Annotated in this window: 12 protein-coding genes; 8 read left to right on the forward strand and 4 right to left on the reverse strand. The window is 69.8% G+C overall.

Features of this window, described 5'->3' with window-relative positions; all coding sequences use genetic code 11:
• The first annotated feature begins 98 nt into the window (after nucleotides 1-98).
• Complete coding sequence (gene drmD / locus OG309_RS28430; RefSeq protein WP_329425016.1) at nucleotides 99-3350, forward strand: DISARM system SNF2-like helicase DrmD; 3252 nt, start codon at nucleotides 99-101, stop codon at nucleotides 3348-3350.
• Complete coding sequence (locus OG309_RS28435) at nucleotides 3347-7561, forward strand: Eco57I restriction-modification methylase domain-containing protein (RefSeq protein ID WP_329425019.1); 4215 nt, start codon at nucleotides 3347-3349, stop codon at nucleotides 7559-7561. Before drmD ends, OG309_RS28435 begins: the two co-directional genes overlap by 4 nt.
• A 64-nt stretch (nucleotides 7562-7625) precedes the next feature.
• Here OG309_RS28435 and OG309_RS28440 read toward each other — a convergent pair whose 3' ends face one another.
• Nucleotides 7626-7853 carry a hypothetical protein gene (locus OG309_RS28440; protein WP_329425022.1) on the reverse strand — a complete coding sequence of 76 codons (228 nt, stop codon included), beginning with the start codon at nucleotides 7851-7853 and terminating at the stop codon, nucleotides 7626-7628.
• 116 nt (nucleotides 7854-7969) lie between these two features.
• Here OG309_RS28440 and OG309_RS28445 point away from each other — a divergent pair, with 116 nt between their 5' ends.
• The 3 genes from OG309_RS28445 to OG309_RS28455 all read left to right on the forward strand — a co-directional run bounded on the left by OG309_RS28445 (nucleotide 7970) and on the right by OG309_RS28455 (nucleotide 10109).
• Complete coding sequence (locus OG309_RS28445) at nucleotides 7970-8815, forward strand: helix-turn-helix domain-containing protein (RefSeq protein ID WP_329425024.1); 846 nt, start codon at nucleotides 7970-7972, stop codon at nucleotides 8813-8815.
• Nucleotides 8794-8994 (forward strand): DUF397 domain-containing protein, encoded by a 201-nt coding sequence (locus OG309_RS28450; RefSeq protein WP_329425026.1) that lies wholly within the window; start codon nucleotides 8794-8796, stop codon nucleotides 8992-8994. Before OG309_RS28445 ends, OG309_RS28450 begins: the two co-directional genes overlap by 22 nt.
• 236 nt (nucleotides 8995-9230) lie before the next feature.
• A complete protein-coding gene (locus tag OG309_RS28455; RefSeq protein ID WP_329425028.1) occupies nucleotides 9231-10109 on the forward strand; it encodes a helix-turn-helix domain-containing protein in 879 nt (292 codons plus the stop codon).
• A 1-nt stretch (nucleotide 10110) separates the two neighbouring features.
• On the opposite strand, the gene OG309_RS28460 is transcribed toward OG309_RS28455, so the two are convergent.
• The 3 genes from OG309_RS28460 to OG309_RS28470 form a co-directional block, all read right to left on the reverse strand.
• The gene (locus OG309_RS28460) at nucleotides 10111-10563 is read right to left on the reverse strand and encodes a hypothetical protein (RefSeq protein ID WP_329425030.1); all 453 of its coding nucleotides are present in this window, start codon (nucleotides 10561-10563) and stop codon (nucleotides 10111-10113) included.
• Between the two features lie 85 nt (nucleotides 10564-10648).
• On the reverse strand, nucleotides 10649-12019 hold the full coding sequence (locus tag OG309_RS28465; RefSeq protein ID WP_329425033.1) for a restriction endonuclease fold toxin-2 domain-containing protein: 1371 nt from the start codon (nucleotides 12017-12019) through the stop codon (nucleotides 10649-10651).
• A gap of 3 nt (nucleotides 12020-12022) precedes the next feature.
• The gene (locus OG309_RS28470; protein WP_329425035.1) at nucleotides 12023-12298 is read right to left on the reverse strand and encodes a hypothetical protein; all 276 of its coding nucleotides are present in this window, start codon (nucleotides 12296-12298) and stop codon (nucleotides 12023-12025) included.
• A 117-nt stretch (nucleotides 12299-12415) separates the two neighbouring features.
• Here OG309_RS28470 and OG309_RS28475 point away from each other — a divergent pair, with 117 nt between their 5' ends.
• From OG309_RS28475 to OG309_RS28485, 3 genes are all read left to right on the forward strand, one after another.
• Complete coding sequence (locus tag OG309_RS28475; RefSeq protein ID WP_329425036.1) at nucleotides 12416-13732, forward strand: AAA family ATPase; 1317 nt, start codon at nucleotides 12416-12418, stop codon at nucleotides 13730-13732.
• Nucleotides 13733-13747: 15 nt separating this feature from the next.
• On the forward strand, nucleotides 13748-14209 hold the full coding sequence (locus tag OG309_RS28480) for a hypothetical protein (RefSeq protein ID WP_329425037.1): 462 nt from the start codon (nucleotides 13748-13750) through the stop codon (nucleotides 14207-14209).
• Nucleotides 14210-14342: 133 nt separating this feature from the next.
• A complete protein-coding gene (locus OG309_RS28485) occupies nucleotides 14343-16598 on the forward strand; it encodes a sigma factor-like helix-turn-helix DNA-binding protein (RefSeq protein WP_329425039.1) in 2256 nt (751 codons plus the stop codon).
• Nucleotides 16599-16708: the final 110 nt, after the last annotated feature.

The following is a 16708-nucleotide window of genomic DNA, read 5'->3' on the forward strand; positions in this document are numbered from 1 at the left end:
GTGCCAGAGTGGGCCCGGTGGGCCGCCGCCCACGTGTTTGAATGGCTGTGTTTGACGTATTCGCCCAGGCCGGGGCGGTAAGAGGAGTGCGGAGAGCGATGACGACGCCGACCACCGACCTGGCAGGTGTGGCACAGCGAGCGGTCCGCCGCAGCGCCGAGGCCACGGACGAGCGGGCGGTCCCCGAGATCGGCGACCTCGTCGAGGTCCGGGGCCTGCGCTGGGTCGTGGCCGAGGTCGACCAGGGCGGGGCGGACACGGGCGGGACCGGCAGGCCGGGTGCGGGCTCGCTCGTGACCCTCAACAGCGTCGAGGAAGGCCGTTACAACGACACCCTCTCCGTCATCTGGGAGGTCGAGCCGGGGCGGCGAAGGCTGCCCACCGGCTCCCTCCCCGATGTCTCGGCCGGCAAGTTCGACCCGCCGGAGCGTCTCGCCGCCTTCCTCGACGCCGTCCGCTGGTCGGCGGTCACCTCGGCGGACGTACGGACGCTCCAGGCGCCCTTCCGGTCCGGCGTCGCCATCGAGCCCTACCAGCTCGAACCGGTGTCCCGGGCTGTCGCGGCGCCCCGTGTGAACCTGCTCCTCGCCGACGACGTCGGCCTCGGCAAGACGATCGAGGCCGGCCTCGTCGCCCTCGAGCTGATCCTCCGCAACCGCGCCCACAAGATCATGATCGTCTGTCCGGCCGGTCTCACCGTGAAATGGCGGGACGAGATGGCCGAGAAGTTCGGCCTGGACTTCACGGTCATCGACTCCGAGCGCAGCGCCGAGGTCCGCCGCACCCACGGAAGCGCCGCCAACCCCTTCAACATCTACCCGCTGTCGATCGTCAGCCTCCCCTGGCTGCGCGGCGCCAAGGCCCAGCGCCTGCTCTCCGAGGTCCTGCCCGCCCAGGACTCCGACGCGGCCACCGCCGTACCCGCCAAGCGCCCCTTCGACCTGCTGATCCTCGACGAGGCGCACCACGTCGCCCCCTCCGCCCCCAAACAGCAGTATCCCGTCGACTCGCAGCAGACCAAGCTCATCCGCCGTCTCGCCCCGTACTTCGAGCACCGGCTCTTCCTGTCCGCCACCCCGCACAACGGCTACCAGCAGTCGTACACCGCCCTGCTCGAGATCATCGACAGCCAGCGTTTTGCCCGGGGCATGGAGCCTGACCCGGAAGCGGTCAAGGACACGGTCGTCCGCCGACTCAAGGACGACATCCGCGACCCGGAGACCGGCGAACGCCGCTTCCTGAAGCGCGGGACCAAGGCACTGCCCGTCGACTACACCGAGGACGAGCGGGGCATCCACCAGCTCCTCAAGGAGTACGCCGCACTGCGTCGCGCCAAGCTCGGCACCCGTTTCAAGGGCGGACGCAAAGCCGCCGACCTCGTCACCCTCCTCCTGAAGAAGCGCCTCTTCTCCTCCCCGGACGCCTTCGCCCGCACCATCGAGGTCTACCTGGAGACCCTGCGGACCAGGAAGCAGGAGGCGGCCGAGGAGATCGAGGACTGGCAGGAGACCTTCTTCGACGACTACGCGGACTACGACGACGAGCCCCTGGCGGACGCCGAGGACGACGCCATCGCCCGCGCGACCACCCTCCAGCCCGGAACCGACGGCGACGAGGCGGGCCTCCTGGAGCAGATGAAGGAGTGGGCCGTCCGCCACCAGGCCCAGGCCGACTCCAAGGCCCGCGAACTGATCGCCTACCTCAAGGCGCAGTGCCTGACCGCCGACGGCGGGCACTGGCTCAACGAGCGTGTGGTCGTCTTCACCGAGTACCGCGACACCCAGATCTGGCTCCAGAACCTCCTCCGCGACCAAGGCCTCGGCGGCGACCGTGTCGCCCTCCTCCACGGCGGCATGAACGCCGAGGAACGCGAGCGGCTCCGCCTCGCCTTCCAGGCCGAGCCCACGGAGAACGACGTCCGCATCCTGCTCGCCACCGACGCTGCCAGCGAGGGCATCGACCTTCAGCGGCACTGCTACCGACTGGTGAACTACGACATCCCCTTCAACCCCAACAAGCTGGAGCAGCGGATCGGCCGCATCGACCGCTACGGCCAGACCACGGCCCCCGAGATCGTCCACTTCATCGGCAGCGGTTTCGAGAAGACCCTCGACACCTACGACGCCGACCTCGAATTCCTCTCCCGGGTCGCCATCAAGGTCGCCCGTATGGAAGAGGACCTGGGCAAAGTGAACGCCGTCCTCGCAGAGGCCGTCCAGCGACGGATGACCGGCGACCTCGGCGCCGACTTCGACGTCGACCGGGCCGAGATGTACGCGAACAAGAAGGCCCGCCGCGGGGGCGGCAACGTCGCCGCCGAGCGCGACGCCCAGGCCCAGGCCCAGCGCCTCAAGGAGCAGGTCGAGACCACGGTCGACACGCTCGGCATCACCCCGGGCAGGGTGGCCAGGGTCGTCTCCACCGCCCTCCCGCTCGCCCGCCAGCACGGCCTCCGCCCTGTCCCCGACGAGCGAGGCCTCGCGGACGGTTTCTACGAGGTCCCCACGCTCACCAGCTCCTGGGAGCGTGCCACGCAGGGCCTCGCGGACAAGCTTCGCCCCGAGGTCCAGCGCCCCATCACTTTCGACGCGGCCTCGGCGAAGGGCCGCGACGACGTGGTTCTCGCCCACCTCGGCCACCCCCTGGTCTCCATGTCCACGCGCCTGCTGCGCGCCGCCGTGTGGAACAAGAACCAGGCCGGCCTCGCCCGGGTCGCCGCAGTCGTCAGCGACCATCCCGAGCTGGAGACCACTCTCGTAGGCGCGTTCGCCCGCTTCGTCCTCGTCGGCGCGGACGGCATCCGCCTCCACGAGGAGGTGCTCCAGGCCGGTGGCTGGCTCCGTGAGGAGGCCGGAGCCCCGGCCCGCTTCAGCCGTCTGGAGAAGGTCACCACGGTCCGCGACATCCTCGACGACGCCCTCACCGACTCCACCCAGGCCTCCCCGCTGCTCCGTGACCGGCTCACGGCGGCCTGGCCCCACGTGGGTGAGGGCCTCGTCTCCTCGCTGGAGTGGCGCGCCCGCAACCGCCAGACCGCCCTGGAGAGCCGTCTGGAGAACCGCCGCCGCGACGAGGCAGAGCGGATCTCCGCCCAGATCGACCGCTTCCGCGACTCCCTGCGCGCGGCCATCGGCAGGACGGACGCCGAGGAGGGCCAGCTGGAGCTGGAGTTCGAGGAGGCCGAGCAGCAGCGCCGCGACCGCGAGAACTGGGAGCGGCGCGTCGAAGCCCTGGAGAGCGAGAAGGAACGCGAACTCGCCTCCGTCGCCGCGCGCTACGCCGACCCCAAGCCGCTCCTCTTCCCCGTCGCCGTCGTCTTCGTCGTTCCCCGCCGGGAGGCCGTCAAGTGAGCACCAACCGTACGACCGGCCCCGGCGGCCGTGGCCGCGCCCGCGGCGGAGCCTTCCGCCCCGCGGCTCCCGACGGCAAGCAGCAGCACCTCGACTGGCTCAGCCTCGTCGACGTGTCCGGCCCCTTCCTCACGCTGCCCGTCCTGCTCAAGGCCTGGCCGCAGCTCGACGCGATCGACAAGCCCCTACGGACGAGCCTTCGCTACGAACACGGCGTTTGGCTCTCCGACCCGGCGGCCGGCCAGGAGGCGTGGACCGACTTCATCCTCGGCGAACTCCTCGGCTGGGGAGACGCGTTGCGGACGGGCGAGGACCTGACAGAGCCCCTCGCCGTCGACATCCCGGAACACGACGGCGAGCGGGTGGCCCCCACCTTCGCCCTCCTGGAGCCCGGCAGCACCGCCACCGACACGGCCTCCCTGGTCGCCGACTGCGCCATCCTCGGCCTGTCCGTCCCCTCCGGCCAGCACCCCGCGAAGCGCGTCCTCACCTCCACCTGGTCCGCCACCCCCATCGACCGCATGGCCCACCTCTGCCGCCACCACGGCATCGAACTCGGCCTCGTCACCGACGGCCGCTGGTGGGCCCTGGTGTGGGCGCCGCGCGGCGGCGTCACCACCTCCGCCGTCTTCGACACCGTCGACTGGCCCGCACCCGCCGAACGCGTGGTCGTCCGCGCCTTCCGCTCGCTCCTCAGCCGCCGCCGCTTCTTCTCCGTCGAGGACGACGAGATGCTGCTGCCGCTGCTCCGCGAGTCCCTGGACAGCCAGGAAGACGTCACCGACGCCCTCGGCGTCCAGGTCCGCCAGGCCGTCGAACTCCTGGTCGAGGCCATCGGCCGCGCCGACATCAACGAACGCGCCGAAGGCCGCCGCGGACTCGCCGAGGTCCCCGCCCACGACGTCTACCGGGGCGCCGTCGCCATCATGATGCGCGTCGTCTTCCTCCTCTTCGCCGAGGAACGCGGCCTCCTCCCCAGCGACAACGAGCTGTACGTCCAGTCCTATTCGGCCGGCCGGCTCAGCAAGGACCTCGAAGACCGCGCCGCCGAGACCACCGAGGAGGACCTGGAACTCTCCTGGGCCGGCTGGCACCGGCTCATCGCCCTCTTCAACGCGGTCTACGGCGGAGTCGACCACCCGTCGTTGTCGATGCACGCCTACGACGGCTCGATCTTCGACCCCAACGCCTTCCCCTGGCTGGAAGGCCGTGGCACCGGTGCCGACGACCCCACGGACCCGCTCCCCATCGACGACCGCACCGTGCTCCACATGCTCCAGTCCGTCCAGTACGTCTCCATCGGGACGGGCAAGAAGCGCGAGCGCCGCCGCCTCACCTTCCGCACCCTGGACGTCGAGCAGATCGGTTACGTGTACGAGGGCCTGCTCTCCTACCAGGGCCGGCGCGCCGAGGACACCATCGTGGGCCTGGTGGGCAAGCCGGGCCTGGAGGCGGAAGTCCTGCTGACCCGCCTGGAGTCGCTGGCCCGCACCCACGGGGACGGCCTGGGCGCGGCTTTGGCGGACGAGTACAACAAGACGACTGGTCTGGGCGCGGCGGTCAAGGTGACCAAGGCGCTGGCCCCTTTGGACGAGCCGGCACTTGGCGAGGCCCGGCGCAAGCTCCTCGCCGCGACCGGCGGCGACGCGGAGCTCACGGAGCGCCTGCTCCCCTTCTACGGCATCATCCGCCCGGACCTGCGCGGCCTCCCGGTCGTGATCCAGTCCGGAGCCCTGTACGTGACGGAGTCCTCGCTCCGCAAGAACACGGGCACGCACTACACCCCGAGGAAGCTGGCCCAGCAGGTCGCGGACGGGGCGCTGGAGCCCTTGATCTACGAGTACGGCCCGCTGCACACGGCGGACAGAACGCAGTGGCGCCCGAAGTTGGCGGACGACCTGCTGAAACTGAAGGTCGCGGACATCGCGATGGGCTCGGCGGCGTTCCTGGTGGCGGCGTGCCGATACCTGGCCGTCGCGCTCGTGGAGGCATGGAGCCGCGAGGGCGACGAGCGGGCTGCGGCCTACCTGGAGGCGGCGGGTTCGCTGTCCGCCTCGGCGGTGGACGCGGAGGCGGACCCGGTGATGGTGGAGGCGCGTAGGCAGGTCATAGAGCACTGCCTGTACGGCGTCGACATCAACCCGATGGCCGTGGAGATGGCGAAGCTGTCGCTGTGGCTGGTCTCGATGGACCGAGAGCGCCCGTTCACGTTCCTGGACGACAGGCTGGTGGCGGGGGACTCGCTGCTGGGCGTGACGTCGGTGGACCAGTTGGAGGCGATGCACCTGGACCCGGTGCGGGGGCGGAAGCTCCACGGGGACGGCATCGACTTCACGGGCGGTGTGCGGCGGGTGATGGCGGAGGTCGCCGAGGAACGGCGGAAGCTGGCGGGTATCCCGGGTACGGGCCTGGAGCAGTTGGCCGAGAAGCGCGCGATCCTGGCACGGGTGCGGGAGAAGACCCGCCAGGCGAGTGTGTACGCGGATCTGGTGGTGGGCGCGGCGCTGGCGAGCGCGGGCCGGGGGGAGAAGGAGCAGGACCGGCTGTCGTTCGAGGCGGTGACCGCTGCGCACAACGTGGCGGATGCGCCGGAGGGCGAGGCCGAGGCGCAGGAACTGCGGGCGGCGGAGCGGCTGGCGCGGGGGTGGCTGGCTACGGGGCAGCCGGAGGGGGCGTTCGACCGGGAGCCGGTGCATTTGCCGTTGGTGTTCCCGGAGGTGTGGGAGGAGCGGGGCGGGTTTGATGCGGTGGTGGGTAATCCGCCGTTCTTGGGGGGCCAGAAGCTCACGGGCGCGATGGGGGAGCCGTACCGGGAGTACCTGGTGGGGGAGTTGGGCCGGGGGGCGCGGGGGAGCGCGGACCTGGTGGCGTACTTCCTGCTGCGGACGCATGAGCTGTTGAATGGCGACGGGCAGGCGGGCCTGATCGCAACGAACACGCTGGCGCAGGGGGACACACGGGAGGTGGGCCTGGACCAGCTCGTCGCGGACGGTGTGGAGATCCGACAGGCAGTGAAGAGCAGGCCGTGGCCTTCGCGGAGCGCGGTGTTGGAGTATTGCGCGGTATGGACGAGTTGCGCGGCGTTGGCAGAGGGCGCTGTGCGGTTGGCGGACGGTCGAATTGCCAAGGTGATTACCCCGACACTTGAAGGTGGGGCACGAATCACTGGCGAGCCCAGCAGACTAGTCGAGAACCAGGGGCTTGCGTTTCAGGGATCCATCGTCCTGGGGTTGGGCTTCACGCTCGACGCTGAGGTTGCTGAAGCGTGGATCGCGAAGGATGAGCGCTACCGGCAGGTCCTCTTTCCGTATCTCAATGGACAGGATTTGAACTCTCGTCCAGATGGCTCTGCAAGGCGCTGGGTCATCAATTTTCACGATTGGAAGGAAGAGCAGGCGCAGACCTACCAAGAGGCGTACGAGAAGATCCTTTTGGAGGTCAAGCCGGAACGACTCAGGGTCAAGTTCAGCAAGAATGCGCGAGAACGCTGGTGGCAATATGAGCGGCGTCGCCCGGAACTGTATGACGCTCTAGCCATGTTGGATCGGATGATTGTGCTCACTAGACACAGTAAGTCCGTGATGCCGCTTTTTGTGAACACGGGGCAAGTCGCGAGTGAAGCAACCGTGGTTTTCGCATCTGCTGATGCCGCCGTTCTTGCCGTGCTCAGTAGTGCCCCTCACTACTGGTGGGCTCTGAAACATGCGGGCACGATGAAGGGCGATCTTCGATATGGTCCGTCCGATGTCTTCGAGACCTTCGCGCGCCCCGAACTCACCCCCGCCCTCCGCGAGCTGGGTGACCAGCTCGACACCCGTCGTCGCGAGATCATGCTCAAGCGCGGCGGGCTGACCGCCACCTACAACCTCGTCCACGACGAGACCTGCACCGACCCCGACATCGCCGAACTTCGCGAGATCCACCGCGCGATCGACGAGGAAGTTGCCCGCGCCTACGGCTGGGACGACCTCCTCACCCAGCCCGGCGGACTCGACCACGGTTTCCACGACACGCGCCAAGGCCCCCGCTACACCGTCGGCCCTCTTGTCCGTCAGGAAATCCTCGACCGGCTCCTCGAAGAAAATCAGCGCCGCTACGCCGCCGAAGTCGCGGCTGGCCTGCACGACAAGAAGGGCGCCAAGAAGAAGGCGGCGGCCCCCGCTAAGCGGAAGTCGAAGCCTCCGGCAGAGGAGCCGCCGAGCCTGTTCTGACCGGCAGGAGCAGGGCGGCGGCGTCACCGGGAGCAGCTCGTCCCGAGACGCCGCCATCCCTCCCTCAGCCCGCACACCCCCGCAACACCGACGCCAGCCGCCTCGCCACATCCGGCCGGCACCGCCCGAGGTCCACGAGCACGGGGCCGTACGCGCTGGCCAGGGACACGGTGTCGAGTCCCAGGGACGGCAGCAGCACGTCCACCTCCGTCAACGCCTGCCGCAGTTCGTCCCGGGCGACCTTCGCGTCCGCGATCGCCTCAACAGTCGCCCCCTGACTCGCCGTTCCCATAGCTCGCGCACCTTCCTCGTCGTTCGTGACTTCCTGCGACGAGCATGGATGCGTATGGCTACGATCACTAGGGGTAACGGTTTTCGGAACCGCAGAGCGAAAACGGGGGACCGTCAGTGCCCGCACCGAAGGAACTCGACCCATCGGCCTCCCTCGCGGCCCTGTACGGCGCGAAGTTGCGCAAACTCCGCTTGCGCGCCGGGCTCACCCAGCGCCAGTTAGGCGCTGAGGTCCCCATCGCGCACAGCCGGATCGCTCAGTTCGAACTGGGCAACGAGGTCCCGCCGGAGGATGTGGACGCCAAGCTGGACAAGATCCTGGGTGCCGAGGGTGACCTGACGGACCTGTGGGGCCACATCCACCGGACGCCGTTCCCGGACTGGGCCAGCAAGTACATGGCGCTGGAGCGCAAAGCGATCAAGATGCTCAAGTACATGGCGCAGGCCGTGCCAGGCCTGTGGCAGACGGAGGCGTACGCGCGAGCCCTACTCCGTACTAGCCGCCCTCGTGACACCGACGAGGAGATCGAGAAGCTCGTCGTCGCGCGAATCGATCGGCAAGACATCATGCGTCGGAGCAGCCCACCGCTGTTCTGGTGCATCCTGGACGAGGCGGTTCTCCGGCGCCCCGTAGGTTCCTCCGGCGTCATGCATGAACAGCTTGCGTCGCTCATGAGCTTCGCGCGGTCGCCGCACACGGTTCTTCAGGTTCTGCCGTTCAGCGCGGGGGAACACCCAGTCATGGGCGGCTCGTTGACGCTGCTCGGCTTCGAGAAGGGTCTGGATGTGGCGTACACGGAGAGTTCGCACTCCGGCGAACTCGTAGAGGGCCAGAAGGAAGTAGCCGAATACGCACTCGCTTACGATCTGCTGCAAGCGAAGGCCCTCGCCCCCGAGTCGTCGCTGGATGTGATCCGTTCCGTCATGGAGGAGTACCGAGCATGGCCGCACGCCACGACCTGAGCGGCGCCGCGTGGCGCAAGAGCACGTACAGCAACGGGCAAGGCGGCGACTGCGTAGAGATCGCTGACAACATCCCGCACACCGTCCCCGTCCGCGACAGCAAGAACCCCGCCGCCCCCGCTCTCCTCATCCCCGCCCCCGCCTGGGCCACCTTCGTCGAGGCGATCAAGCGCGCGTGACCGCCCACCGGGGCGCGCTCCAGCGCGTCCCGGTCGCCCACGCCACCCAAAGAAAAAGAACCGGGTGAGAACCCACCCAACCAATCCCCGCCCCCACTCGAACGGGTGACAGATCGTCCGGAACCCGGACAGGTGCGGTACGGTCGGCGCCAACACAACCCCATAAACGCATTCGGCCCCCGACAGGACGGCAATCCTGACGAGGGCCTGACCAACCAGGAAGTAGCACCTTCCCGATGGCTGACCCGCAGTCTAACGCGGCCACGTCCGCGTACCCCGCGATCCCCGCCGACGCCCCACCCTCCGGCGTGATCCACATCCGGCACCGCCACACCGAGCGCTTCACGGTGGTCGGCAACCACCTCGCCCAGCACGCCGAGCTCTCCGCCGCCGCGATCGGCATCGCCGTCTACATCCAGTCGCTTCCGGACGGTGTTTCCGTGACCGCCAAAGCCCTCGCGCTCCACTTCAGCGAAGGTGAGACGACCATCCGCCGGGCCCTGAACGAACTGGAGCGCGCCGGGTACATCGCCCGCCCCCGCATCCGCCTCGGCAGCGGCAGGTTCGCCACCCGCACGCTCTCGTACGACAAGCCCGGCTGCGTACCGCAGTCGACGCCGAAGCCGAAGCTGAAGCCCAAACCGGCCCCCGCGCAGGCTCAGCGGCCTGCCTCCGCCCCTGTGGCCCCACCCGCACCGAGCGAGCCCCGGGCGCAGCCCCAGCCCTCAGCCCCTCCAGAGCCGCCGCCTCCCACCGGCCCCGCCGCCGACCTCCTCGCCCGCCTCCGCCTCGCCGACCCACGGCTGCTGCTCTCCACCGGAGACGTCCAGCGCCTCGCGCCCGCCGTCGAGACCTGGCTCTCCCGCGCCGCGACGCCCGCCCAGATCACCAGGACCCTGACCGCGAACCTTCCGCCCGAGCCCGTACCGATCCACCATCCGGCCCGGTTCCTGGAGTTCAGGCTCGGCCATCTCCTCCCGCCACCCCTCCCGGCAGAGGAGTCACGGCCGCCCGGCCCCGCGCCCCTCGTCACCTGCGACGGCTGTGAGCGGGCCTTCCGCAGCCACGACCCGGACGCCTCCTGCGGGGACTGCCGTGAGGCCGCCGCCGCGTGAATCAGGCCTCGCCCACGACCGCCAGGTGATGGCGCAGCTCGTCGGCCACCCGCTCCGCATCGCCCGTACCCGGCAGGCGCCAGTCCGTCTCGATGCCCCGGTCCACGGCTTCCTCGCTGCTGAAGCGGATCAGATCGGGAGCGGGCAGGTGGTTGTCCCGCAGCCAGACGAGGAAAGGCGCGGCCTCACCGGCCGTCGTGTCGGCCAGCACCACGCAGTCCCGCCCGTGGACGGTGGCCGTGCCGTCGTACTCGGTGCCGTCGTCGGTGGCGGCCCAGAAGGAGAGGTACGGCTCGCCCTGGTGGGTGTGGTCCTGGCGGACCTTGTAGCGGGCTTCGGTGAACGACTGCCGCAGTGCTTCGCCCAGGCCGGCGAGGTCCAGGGACCAGGCGTGCGGCTGCCGCTCCGGCGCGTAGAAGAGAAAGGTGGTCCGGTCGTCGTCATCGGGTGCCACGGGCAAGTCCTTAGGGAGGAGGGAGGTAAGGGGAAACGGGAAGGGGAACGGGAACGGGGCGGGATCGAGGTCGGCGAACCCGGCGTCACTTCACATAGCGGGCAGTACCGGGCACCTGCTGGAGGGCCATGAGCGTCTGCCAGTAGGGCACGGCCTCCTTGTCGTTGGTGACGATCTCCAGGCCTCGGATCTGCTCGTGCTCGTTCATCGCCTGGCGGTACTTCTCAAGTTCACCCTCGTCCCTGCCGATCAGGACGTCCTTCTTGTTCCACTTCTTCGTCCCGTCCTCCTTGTACTCGTCCTCGATCTCGAACGTGGACTGTCGACGCCAGGTGGTCTTCCGGCAGTCGTCATCGGCGTCCTTGACGTACTTGGCGTCCACCATCATCCCGTCGGCGGGCCGCATGCCGTCCGCGCCGATCGCGGGCTTCTCGTAGTCGGCGGGCAGGGGGATGATCCGCTCGGGGTAGCCGGCGATCCTCAGCTGGTAGGCGTTCTCCGGGCTGGTGGCATCCGGCTTGCCCCCGAAGCCCGCCGGCTTCAGGCCGTCGACCCAGCTGACGAAGTCCTTCCGTTCCTCCGGCGTGAGCAACCGTGGCGGAGGCGCCGCGGCCGGCGGAATCGGGTCCCGCCACGGAATGCCCGGATCGGGGTCCCGGTAGACCGCGGGCACGATCCCCGGCATCCCGCCGGTGTAAGAGGCGAGGACGAGCGGCACAGGCGCCGGTACCGGTACCGGTACAGGGATCAGCGGAGGCAGGAACGGCAGACCGGGTGCACTCGGTCCCCGACCGCCCTCCGGCAGCCGTACCCGCTTCTCGGCCGAGTCCAGGGCATGTCCCACCTCGCCCAGACGCCGGATCCAGGGGTCGCCCAGGACGGCGTCGAGCAGGCCCCCGTCGAAGCCGTTCCCGCCGAACATCGGACTGTCCCAGGGCATGTCCATCGCGAAGAGGTCCAGCTTGTGCTGCCGGATCGCCGACTCGGCCGCTTCGACGTGCTCGGCGTACCGGTCGCAGGCCTTCGCGATCTCGTTGCAGGCGGCCACGAGGTTGGCGACGAGCGGCTCGTCCTCCTGGACCTGGCCGGGCGGGCAGGTCAGTCCGACGGACATCTTGAAGTACGCCCGGAAAGCGTCGGCGGCTTCACCCGAATGCGCCTTGTCGGCCGTCATGGCCGATGCCTGGGCGTCCTCCAGGAAGCGCAGCATCAGCTTGCCCCCACGGCGCCAGGACCCCGCCACCTCACGCAGCTTCTCGGGTGATCCGCGGTAGCGGTCGCTGCCGCCGCCGGGGGCGTACTGCTCGTACCACGCGGTCTCCCCGACGGCTTCAGGCAGTTCCCGGCCCAGGCCGAGGTAGTTCTCGGGACAGCCGTCCCCCGGGTCGCCCATGCCGGCGGTCAGGTCGGCCTGCCTGCCGAGGAGCGCGGCCACGACCGCGCTCTCCTGGGCCATGAACTAGCGCGCGTTGCGCATCAGCCCCCGGCTGGCCTCGCCGAGCACGTAGGAGCTGGAGCCGATGCCGTCCAGCGTGGCGGCGGCCGCCGATCGATACACCTTCGCGAACGCGCGCCCCGCGTCGTCGTCACCCGCCATCCCACGCTGCCGGTCCAGCTCGTGGTACAGGGCGATGGCGGTGTCCCGAGCCCCCCGCATGGTGTCGGTCAGGCCCATCGCGCCTTTGATCATTCCTTCGGCGATGAACTTGAGGTGTGGTGCCAGTCCGCTCGTCACTTCGCCCCTCCCGTCCCCCGCGTCGCGGGTGCGAACAATGGACCGTGCGACGACAGTTCTATCGCACGGCGACGACAACCAGGTCCGACGGCGGCGCGCTGCGGTAACTTGGCCGGTGTGACTGCCCTGGCCATCGAAGAGGTCCGCCTCACCGCGTTCAAGAGCTTCCGGGACGGGAGGTTCCCGCTCGCGCCGCTGACCGTCCTCATCGGGCGCAACAGCAGCGGCAAGTCGAACGCGCTCGACGGCCTGGAGGTCCTTTCGCGGCTGGCGCGCGGCGAGGACGTCATCGAGGCGCTGGAGAGTCGGCGCAGCTCCTCCGGGCCGGTGCGCGGCGGCCTCGCCGGGTGCGTACCGCACGGGTCCGACCGGTTCTCCCTCGGCTGCACGGTGCGGACCGAGGACGGACCCCTGGACCTGGACGTGACGGTCCAGGTGGAGCCCGAAGTGCGGATCATCGACGAGCGACTGACCAGGCGTACGGCCAAGGGGCCTCGGAAGATCCTCGTCAGCGGCGAGCCGAGCCCGTACTCCGGCGACATCCAGGCGTCGTGGCACAACGGCAAGCCCGGCAAGAACCCCAGCGGCCCCTTCCGCGGTTCCCGTCTGCTGACCTCCCAGCTCCCCGGCCGTGTCGCCGGCGAGAGCGAGGGGGAGTGGGAGACCATCTGGTGCGCCGAGGCCATGCTGGCCGCTCTCGTCGGGGTCTTCCATCTCGACCCTGTCCCTCACCTCATGCGTCAGTACGTCCAGTCCCGGGACAGCCGCCTCCGACGTACCGCAGAGAACCTCTCGGCCGCCGTCGGCGGGATCCAGCGGGCCCAGCCCGAGCTGTTCGAGTCCCTGGTGCACCAGCTCAGGGACCTCGCCGACCACGACATCGAACGGCTGTCCGTCACGAAGTCCGAACTCGGTGACGTGATGCTCGCGCTCGACGAAGGTGCGCTCGGGCTGACCCCCGCCCGTGAGATGAGCGACGGCATGCTCCGTTTCCTCGCCGTCACCACGGCACTGCTCACCGGCGGCGACGGGCTCGACCTCGGCTCCTCGCCCTCCTCCAGCTTCAAGGAGGGCACGTTCCTGATGATGGTGGTCGAGGAGCTGGAGAACGGACTGCACCCCACGCAGGCTTCCCAAGTGCTCAGGCTCGTACGGAACGCCAGCGCGGCGAACGGTACCCAGGTCCTGGTCACCACCCACAGCCCGGCACTCCTCTCGGCCCTTGAGAACACCGACCACCAAGGGGTCGTGGTGTGCTCCCGTGACCGGAAGACGGGCACGAGCAGACTCACCCGGCTCACGGAACTCGACGGCTACCCCAAGGCCATGGCGGCCGGGTCGCTGGGGGACGTCGTCACCCAGGGGCGGCTCGACCTGGCCGGCCGGGACGAGCGGGACTACAGCGAGTTCAACCGGCTCTTCGGGATCGGGTGAGGCATGGCCCGCCGAGTGGAATTCGTCGACACGTCGATCCTGTGCAACCTCCTCGAGGTGCCGGGCAAATGCCAGGACCTGGAGAAGGTCAGGGAAGAACTGCAGGGAAAGCTGGCGGCGCACGACTGCGACCTCCTGCTCCCCGTGACCGCCGTCATCGAGACCGGCAACCACATCGCGCAGCTGGCTGACGGGTTTCAGCGCCGCACCTGCGCGGAGAAGTTCGTCTCCGTACTGCGCTTGGTCGTGGCGGGTGAGGCGCCGTGGGCGCTGAACGAGGTCGAGTGGAACGCGGCCCATCTCGAAGCGTTGATCGCTGGCGGCAGCTCGGGAATGAGCCTCGTCGACCATGCCCTCAACAGGGTGGGCTGCGGAGACGTCAACATCCTGATCGAGCGCGACCGTTACCTGGCCCGTACCTCCGGTGTGGATGCCACGGTGTGGACGCTCGACGGGGGACTGGCCGCGCACACCTGACGGAAATCAGCTCCACCCCTGGTCAGAGCGGTGACATGTCACGACCATGGGGGCTTGTCAGTGGGGGCTCCTAAGGTCGTGGGCAACACGTCAGCCGTGGCCGTCGTCCCCGTCCCAGGAGTGTCGCCCGACCATGACCTCGCCCGCGCCCCACGCGTCCACCTGCCTCGCCGACCTCGTCCCCGCCCTCCGGTACGCCGACCCGCACGCGCTCGCGGAGCGGCTCGGCGACGAGCGGCTCCCGCTCGGCTGGTGGTACGCGACCCCGCTCACGACGGCCGAGCGGACGATCGGATCCCCGGCACTGGCGTCCGTGGTGGCCCGGGCGCTTCGGGCCCTGTGGCCGCAGATCCGGACAGGGGAACTCCTCCCTGTATCGAGGCTCTTGGACGCCGAAGCGGTCCCGCCGCATACAAGCGCGGAAGAGGCCGGTGAGGATGCGCTCGCCGCACTGGTACGCGCGCTGCTCGACCGGCTTCACGGGCGCGTCGTGCCTCGTGCCGCCCTGGGAGTCCCGGCCGCGGTGGCCGTGATCTCCGAGTGGCTGCCCGCCGACGCGCCGGCCGAGGTGCACGCGGCACTCGCGGTGCTCCGGGAGCTGGAAGAGGACCCCGCCGAGGCTCCGGAGGAGCATGGGGCACGGGACGGTGCCGAGTGCCGCTCCGCGGCAGCCGCCGTGCCGGAGCCCGTCGCCCTGCCCGTGCAACGCGTCCATGAGGAAGCCGCCGTGTCCCCGGCTGCCGAGGCCGGTGAACCGGCTGCGGAAGACGCGGCGGAGGAGGCTTCGGAACCGAGGGCTTCTGAGGCGGCGGATTCAGAGGCCCAGCTCGACAGAGAGCTTCCCGCCACCCACCCGAACCTGATGGACACGCCCCTCGCGGCCTTCGACGCCTACGCCTCCACCTGGGGAGAGAGGGAGCGCGCGATCGCCGCGCGGCGGATCTTCGCCGAGCAGCCGGAGACCTTCGCGGCGCTCGGCGACCGGTTCGAGGTCAGCCGGGAGCGCGTCCGACAGCTGGAACGGTCCGTTCTGGACTCGATCGCGCAGTGGCTCGCGTACGACGAGCAAGGCCATGCCTTCGCGGCGCACTTGGCCGCTGTCGCGGGACGTCTCGGCGCGGTGGGACGCCTCGCGGAGGTCCGTGCGATGCACCCTGACCACTCTCGGTCCGTGGACGCGCTCGGCCTGCCGCTCGGAGTCGTCGTCGCCCGCCTCCTGCCCGACCGCGCTGTCGACGGCGAGTGGATCGTCCAGGGGGACACCGCCGCACTGAGGACGGCCATGGCGGACGACCTGCTCGCCACCTGCGGCGAGACCCCGCTCGCGTGGGACGAGGCCGTCGCCTTCGGTGAGCGCCATGGAGTCAGGGCCGAGGTGCTTGCGGACTGGGCGGCCGAGATCGGCCGGTTCAAGACCATGGACGGACACCTGCTGCACTGGGGCCGATCGGTCAACGACCGCGCGATGGCCGTGCTCTCCCTGCGCGGAGAGCCGATGTCCATGGAGGACATCCACGACCGGCTCGCCGACGGCACCACCATCAACAGCATGCGCAACCAGATCTGGACCGACGAGCGCTTCGTCCGGCTCGACCGGAACCTGTACGGGCTGCGTCAGTGGGGCGGAGAGGAGTACCTGGGCATCCGGGAGATGATCACCCGGGAGATCCAACAGGCCGGCGGAGAGATCGAGGTCAACGCCCTCGTCGACGCGATCTGCGGCCGCTTCGACGTCGTCCCGGCCTCCGTACGCACGAACCTCGCCGCACCCGAGTTCACCCGCACCCGACGCGGCTGGGTGGGGCTCGCCGCAGAGCAGCACAGGGACGGCCAAGCCGCGCCGTACAACCCGCGCAAGGACGTGGCCAGGACCAGGCGGTGCTTCGTCGGCACCGACGGCCGTTGGTGGTACCGCTTCGAGGTCACCGGGGACCACCTGCGTGGTTCCGGCGCCCCCGTCCCGTCCGGCTGGGCGGCCCACCTCGGTGCCGCGCCCGCTTGTGAGCCGATCCCGCTGCGGCACGAGGCAGGCGAGAGCGCGCTCCAGTGGCGGACTCAGCCCGTACTCGGATCGATCCGTCCGCTGATGGAGCACATCGGGGCGAGCGTCGGCGACCAGGTCTTCCTCAACGTGACCGACGGCGAGCTGAGGGCGCTGCGGCTGCCGGCCGCGCAGCCGGAAGCCCGCCCGGAGGCCAGAGCGGCCCGGCTCACCGGCTGGACCGCCGCCGTGACCATGGCCGAGGCGATCGACGTCATCGGGCTCCGGACCGGTATGGGTCCCGGGCAGGAAGCGACCGCTCTCCTCCAGCACCTCGGTGACCGAGGGGACCGGGACATCGTCGGGCTCCTTGAGCAGGCGCTGACCGGCACTGTTCCGGTGAACTGACTGGCTGTCGGAGCTGGCCGCTAGCATCGGGACCATGGCAGGTCGTCACGGTCCCGGCGGAGCAGCCGCACAACCGAACGGCCCGCACGGGCCACGTACGAGGGACGAGA

Source organism: Streptomyces sp. NBC_01268 (genome assembly GCF_036240795.1).
GTDB lineage: Bacteria > Actinomycetota > Actinomycetes > Streptomycetales > Streptomycetaceae > Streptomyces.